The sequence below is a fragment of the Micromonospora sicca genome (assembly GCF_003172935.1).
Lineage (GTDB): Bacteria > Actinomycetota > Actinomycetes > Mycobacteriales > Micromonosporaceae > Micromonospora > Micromonospora sicca.
In genome coordinates, this window is the sequence record NZ_QGKS01000451.1 from 1 (window position 1) to 6,157 (window position 6,157).

Annotated in this window: 6 protein-coding genes; 3 read left to right on the plus strand and 3 right to left on the minus strand. The window is 74.2% G+C overall.

The annotated features are described in order from the left end of the window. On the plus strand, window positions 1-1,100 hold a 1,100-nt coding region (locus DKT69_RS33675; protein ID WP_109805448.1), incomplete at its 5' end, for an MFS transporter. Window positions 1,101-1,482: 382 nt separating this feature from the next. On the opposite strand, the gene DKT69_RS33680 is transcribed toward DKT69_RS33675, so the two are convergent. The 3 genes from DKT69_RS33680 to mshA all read right to left on the minus strand — a co-directional run bounded on the left by DKT69_RS33680 (window position 1,483) and on the right by mshA (window position 4,515). Beyond that, on the minus strand, window positions 1,483-2,361 hold the full coding sequence (locus DKT69_RS33680) for a hypothetical protein (RefSeq protein ID WP_109805449.1): 879 nt from the start codon (window positions 2,359-2,361) through the stop codon (window positions 1,483-1,485). 186 nt (window positions 2,362-2,547) lie between these two features. Further along, complete coding sequence (locus DKT69_RS33685; RefSeq protein ID WP_109805450.1) at window positions 2,548-3,102, minus strand: type III secretion system chaperone family protein; 555 nt, start codon at window positions 3,100-3,102, stop codon at window positions 2,548-2,550. 48 nt (window positions 3,103-3,150) lie between these two features. Next, window positions 3,151-4,515: a D-inositol-3-phosphate glycosyltransferase gene (mshA, locus tag DKT69_RS33690; protein ID WP_109805451.1), complete on the minus strand. Its 1,365-nt coding sequence runs from the start codon at window positions 4,513-4,515 to the stop codon at window positions 3,151-3,153. Between the two features lie 171 nt (window positions 4,516-4,686). Between mshA and DKT69_RS33695 the strand changes: the two genes are divergently transcribed. Together DKT69_RS33695 and DKT69_RS33700 are read left to right on the plus strand one after the other, a co-directional pair. Continuing rightward, window positions 4,687-5,451 carry an SDR family oxidoreductase gene (locus tag DKT69_RS33695; RefSeq protein WP_109805452.1) on the plus strand — a complete coding sequence of 255 codons (765 nt, stop codon included), beginning with the start codon at window positions 4,687-4,689 and terminating at the stop codon, window positions 5,449-5,451. Further along, the coding region (locus DKT69_RS33700; RefSeq protein WP_201749993.1) for a class I SAM-dependent methyltransferase at window positions 5,451-6,157 on the plus strand (707 nt) is incomplete at its 3' end. The genes DKT69_RS33695 and DKT69_RS33700, both read left to right, overlap by 1 nt.

The window sequence follows — 6,157 nt, forward strand, 5'->3', positions numbered from 1 at the left end:
GCGGGGTGCTGGCCGATCGCTGGGGCCGGCGGGCCACCCTGCTCGCCGCGCACCTCGGCGCCGCCGGGCTGATGGTGGCGCTGGCGTTCAGCCGGCACCTGGCGGTGATCGCGGTGCTCGCCGCGCTGGTCGGGGTGGTGCACTCGATGCCCAGTCCGGCGTTCGTGGCGGCGATCGTCGACGTGGTGCCCGAGGCCCGCCGCTCGCGCGCGTTCAACCTGCAGTTCTGGGCGTTCAACCTGGGCATGGCGGTCGCCTCGCTGCTGGCCGGCGTGCTCGCCGAGGCGAGCTTCGTCGCCCTGTTCCTGGTGGACGCCGGCACCACGCTGGCCGCCGCCGCGATCATCGCCTGGAAGGTTCCCGAGACGCTCGCCCGGGCCCGCCGACGCGGCGCGGCGGCCGACACGGCCGGTCCCGGCGCGGCAGGCACGGCCGATCCGGCGGCCCACGAGGCCCCTTCGGGCTCCCGGCGGCCGGGGCTGGTCACCGCGCTGACCGACCGGACCTTCCTGGCCTTCGTCGGGCTGACCTTCGTGCTGGCCGTGCTCACCATGCAGACCTCGACGATCATGCCGCTGGCGATGCGCGCGGACGGCCTGGGCCCGTCGGCGTACGGCGTGGTGGTGGCGCTCGGCGGCGCGCTGATCGTGCTCGGGCAGCTCTTCGTGCCCCGGCTGATCGAGCCCTACCGGAAGGCGACCGTGCTGTCGGTCTCCACCGGGCTGATGGCGCTCGGCTTCGGCGCGCTGGCCGTCGCCGACAAGCTGCCGTTCTACCTCGGCGCGGCGGTGGTCTGGACGATCGGCTCGATGCTCGCCGCGCCGCCGAACGCGCAGATCAACGCCGACCTGGCACCGCCGGAGCTGCGCGCCCGGTATCAGTCGGTCTTCTACCTGACCTTCCCGGCGGCGTCGTTCGTGGCGCCCGCGCTGGGCGGCCTGAGCCTGCAGTACCTGGGCGACCGGCACTGGCTGGTCGTCGGCGGACTGGGCCTGGCGGCGGCGGTCGGCCACCTGCTGGCGGGTCCGCCCCGGGAGCGCCGGGTGGCCGCGCTGCGCGACCGGGAACGTCGGGCGGAAGCCGTGGCCGCGGGCCGCTGAGCCTGGCCCGGAAACGGCGCTGGGCGCCCACCACGACCCCCGTCGTGGTGGACGCCCGCACCGTACGCCCGGCGGCGGCGGGCGACACTCACCCCCGTAAGCGTCGCCCGCTCGCGCCGCCGGTTCCACAGGTGGCACCGTCCCCCAACGGTGTGCTCCACCTGTTTCCCTCGCGCCTCGCTTGCGCGGATCTGATCGATCCGCCGCTCCCCCGAACGATTCCAAGCGTGGCGCGGTGCAATAAAGTTAGTTCGCCCGGATTCTGGATTCAACTCAGATCAGTGTCTCGCCCGTCACAGCATTCGTGTCGGAAATCCGGCTGTCCTTGCTCCGGGCCATGGATGTGTCAACAGCGGGTTCCCGCCGGCCATTCCCGTAAACCTCAGGCGTCCTCCCGATCCGGGTTTTCCGTACGGAAGAAGTTGCTCTGCCGGCCGTCCCGCATCTGCTCCTGGTAGATCAGGTTCAGCCCACGGATGTCGAATGTCCGGAACCAGTCGTCCCAGGTGATTTCCCGGATCCGGCTGCTCTCCCGGTAGCCCGGAATGTTGAAAGTCAGCACCCCCGGCCGGCCCTCCCGTTCGGTGCCCGCGATGGTGGCCGGCTTGGCGTTGCGGGCCCGCGCCCACCGCTGGATCACCTCGTGGTTGGCGGTCACCAGGCTCCGACCGGGACGTTCGGGACGATCCTCGATCGAAGTGACCTGCTGGGACGACCGCACCGAACGGGACGAGGACCGCCCGGTCCGGACCGGCGTCGCCGCCGCCGCCATACCGGCGCCCCGGGCGGGCGCCGCCCTCGCGCCCGCCCCGGCTGGCGCCTTCGCGGCGCGGGCCCGGGACGGTTGCGCCTTCTTGGTGGGGACCGCCTTCTTGCCGGCGGGCGCCTTCTTCGCGGCCGGCGCCTTCTTCGCGGCCGGCGCCTTCTTCGCGGCCGGCGCCTTCTTCGCGGCCGGTGCCTTCTTCGCGGCGGCCTTCTTTGCGGGGGCCGCCTTCTTCGCCCGCGCGCCCGTGGCCTTCGCGGCGCGCGCCGCCTTCGCCCGGGCCGCGGCGGTCTTCTTCGCCGGAGCCTTCTTGGCGGCCGCCCTCTTCGTCGGGGCGGCGCGGCCGGCCGGCCCGGTGGCCTTGCGGGCGGCGGCGCCGCCCCGGCTCTCCGCCCGCATGGTCCGGGCCAACGTCTTCACCAACTCCGGCTTGCGCAGGGCGGAGATCCCGGAGACCCCGCGCCGGCGGAGTTGGCCGCGGATGTCGTCCACCCTCATCCGGGAGATCTCAGACTCGGAGATGTTTGGCGTCCCCGGGGTCTGGTTGCCGGGTTGCTGCTTGGTCCTCGTCGCAGTCCCGCCGCGACCTGAGCTGTTGCGCTGAGCCATGGGACACGCTCCTCGACAGTCCGTCCTCGGCCCGCGGTGGGTCCCATTACCGCACCGCGCGGTGCGGCATACCCGTCAGGACGGCTCCGAACCTCCGGCGGTCGAACCGACGCCGCCCGCCGCCCGGCCGGCCCCGGCGGAGGGCTCGAAGAGGTGGGCGAACGCGGCCAGGTTGGCCGTCGACTCGCCCCGCTTGACCCGCCACTCCCACTCGCGGCGGATCGCCGTGCCGAAGCCGATCTCCAGCATGCTGTCGAACGAATCGTCGGCGTAGGTCAGTACGGCGCCCAGCAGCCGGTCCAGCTCGTCCTCGTCGATCCCGGCCAGGTTGACCCGGCCGGTGAGGTAGACGTCGCCGACCGCGTCGATGGAGAAGGAGACCCCGTACATCCGGGCGTTGCGCTGCAGCAGCCAGGCCCACAGCTCCTCGCGGCGCTCGTCCGGCTGGCGCATCACGAACGCCTCGACCCGCAACGCGTGCTCGCCGACGATCAGGTTGCAGATCGTCTTGAGCTTGTGCGTGCCCGGCAAGGTGACCGCGTACGACCCCTCGCCGGTCGACTCCCAGTCCAGCTCACGCTCGGCGCAGACCGACTCGATCAGGGCGGCGACGTCGCTCCTACGGCTCATCGGACCCACTTTACGGCCGCACCGGGCCGCCCACGGGCGGCGGACGCCTCACCAGGAGCAGGACAGCGCGGGGTCACCGGCCAGCCGGTCGGCGAGCCGGGCGCGGTGCTCGGCCATCGCCTCGCCGTAGACCGCGAGCAGGCCGGAGACCGTCCGCTGCCAGGAGAAGTTGGCCGCGTGCCGCTCCGCGCCCCGGCTCAGGGCCGCCCGGCGGAGCGGGTCCGGCAGCAGCCTGGCGAGCGTACGGGCCCAGTCGACCGGGTCGTGGCCGTCGATCAGCACCCCGCTCACCCCGTCCCCGACGGCGGTGACCAGGCCGCCCACCGCGGCGGCCAGCACCGGCGTACCGCAGGCCTGGGCCTCCAGCGCGACCAGCCCGAACGACTCGTTGTACGACGGCACCGCGACCAGGTCGGCGGCCCGGTAGAGAGCGGGCAGGTCCTCGCCGGTCTGCGGCGGCAGGAAGCACACCCGGTCGGCAACGCCGAGCGAGGCGGCCAGCTCGATCAGGGCGGTCGGCCGGTCCAGGCCGCTGCCGCTGGGACCGCCGCAGATCACCACGGTCAGCTCGTCGGCGATCGCGGGATCCCGGTGGCGCAGCGCGGCCACCGCCCGGATCAGCACGTCGGGCGCCTTGAGCGGCTGGATCCGGCCGACGAAGGCCACCACGTACCCCTGGGTGGGCAGCCCCAGCCGGCGGCGGGCGGCGAGCCGGGCGAGGTCCCGATCCCCGGCGGCCGGGCGGAACCGCTCCAGGTCGACGCCGGGCTCGACCACGGCCACCCGGTCCGGATCGGCGTCGTACCGGCCGAGCAGGTCGCGGGCCTCCACCCGGGTGTTGGCGACCAACCGGTCGGCCTCCGCGACCACCTGCTCCTCGCCGATGACCCGGGCCTTCGGCTCCGGCCGGTCGCCGGCGGCGAGCTGGGCGTTCTTCACCTTCGCCAGAGTGTGCGCGGTGTGCACCAGCGGCACCCCCCAGCGCTCCTTGGCCAGCCAGCCGACCTGCCCGGAGAGCCAGTAGTGCGAGTGGATCAGGTCGTAGTGGCCGGGCGGGCGGGCCGCCTCGGCGCGCAGCACCCCGGCGGTGAACGCGCAGAGCTGCCCGGGCAGTTCCTCCTTGGTGAGCCCTTCCAGGGGGCCGGAGGTGACGTGCCGGACATGCACGCCGGGGGCCATCTCGACCACCGGGGGCAGGTCACCGGAGGTGGCCCGGGTGAAGATCTCCACCTCGACGTCGGCCTCGGCCAGCCGGCGGGCGACCTCCAGGATGTAGACGTTCATGCCCCCCGCGTCGCCCGTGCCGGGCTGGTGCAGGGGGGAGGTGTGCACGGAGAGGGTGGCGATCCGGCGCGGCCGGGGCCACGGCAGGGCACCTCGCTGACGACCGACACCGGTGTGCAAATCCGCCACGTCCGCTCCCTCTGCCACGGTTGATGCCGTTCCGCACGACCGGCGCTTCTCGGTCAACCTCCACGCCGGGTGTCATCTTCCCCATCGGGCTTCGGAAATGCGTGTCGCCGGGGCCCCAGGGTGACGGACCTCATCACCGCGGGGCACCACGGGCGGGGGCAGAATGACCGGATGACCTCAGTCGCGATCGTCACCGGGGCGTCCAGCGGGATCGGCGCGGCCACCGCCCGCCGGCTGGCCGCCGAGGGCTTCCACGTGCTCGCCGCCGCGCGGCGTACCGACCGGCTGACCGACCTGGTCGCCGAGATCGCGGCGGCGGGCGGCAGCGCGACCGCGGTGGCCTGCGACGTCACCTCCGACGAGTCGGTGGCCGGGCTGGCCGAGGCGGCCGCCGCCGCGCCCGGGCCGGTCACCCTGCTGGTCAACAACGCCGGCGGGGCGCGCGGCCTCGACCCGGTGGAGTCCGGCTCGGTGGGCGACTGGCAGTGGATGTACGACGTGAACGTGCTCGGCACGCTCCGGGTCACCCAGGCGCTCCTGCCGGCGCTGGCGGCCTCCGGCGCCGGCACCATCGTGATCGTCAGCTCCACCGCCGGCTTCACCGTGTACGAGGGCGGGGGCGGCTACGCCGCCGCGAAGCACGCGCAGACCGCGATCGCGGGCACCCTGCGCCTGGAGCTCAGCGGGCGGCCGGTGCGGGTGATCGAGATCGACCCGGGGATGGTGAAGACCGACGAGTTCGGCCTGGTCCGCTTCGGCGGGGACGCGGACAAGGCCGCCGCGGTCTACGCCGGGGTGGCTGAGCCGCTGGTCGCCGAGGACGTCGCCGACTGCATCGCCTGGTGCGCCACCCGCCCACACCACGTCAACGTGGACCGGCTGGTGGTGCGCCCGCTGGCCCAGGCCGACCAGCACAAGGTGCACCGGGTGACCTGATGAAGCCCTTGGGCGTGGTCACCCGGGGGACGACGAATCCGAACCGGCTCCGGCGGGTCGACAACTGGATCGTCGAGACCTGCGGCGACGCCCTGCGGGCGGCGGCCGACCCGCTGGTGGTCGACCTGGGCTACGGCGCCACGCCGGTCACCGCCGTCGAGCTGCGGGCCCGACTGACGGCCGGGGTCCGCGCCGACGTCCGGGTGGTCGGGCTGGAGATCGATCCGGTACGCGTCGCCGCCGCCCAGCCCGCCGCCGACCCGCCCGGGCTTACCTTCGCCCGGGGCGGCTTCGAACTGGCCGGCCTGCGCCCCGCCCTGGTCCGCGCGTTCAACGTGCTGCGGCAGTACGACGAGGGCGAGGTCGCCGACGCCTGGCGCACGGTCACCGACCGGCTCGCCCCGGGTGGGCTGCTGGTCGAGGGGACCTGCGACGAGCTGGGCCGGCTCGGCAGCTGGGTGCTGCTCGACGCGGACGGCCCCCGCACGCTGACCCTGGCCGCGAAGCTGACCACGCTGACCAGCCCGGCCGAACTCGCCGAGCGGCTGCCCAAGGCACTGATCCACCGCAACGTCCCCGGCGAACGCATCCACGACCTGATCCGCGCCCTCGACGACGCCTGGCGGGCCGCCGCCGGCTACGCCCCCTTCGGCCCCCGCCACCGGTGGCTGGAAACGGTCCGTGCCGTCCGCGCCGCCGGCTGGCC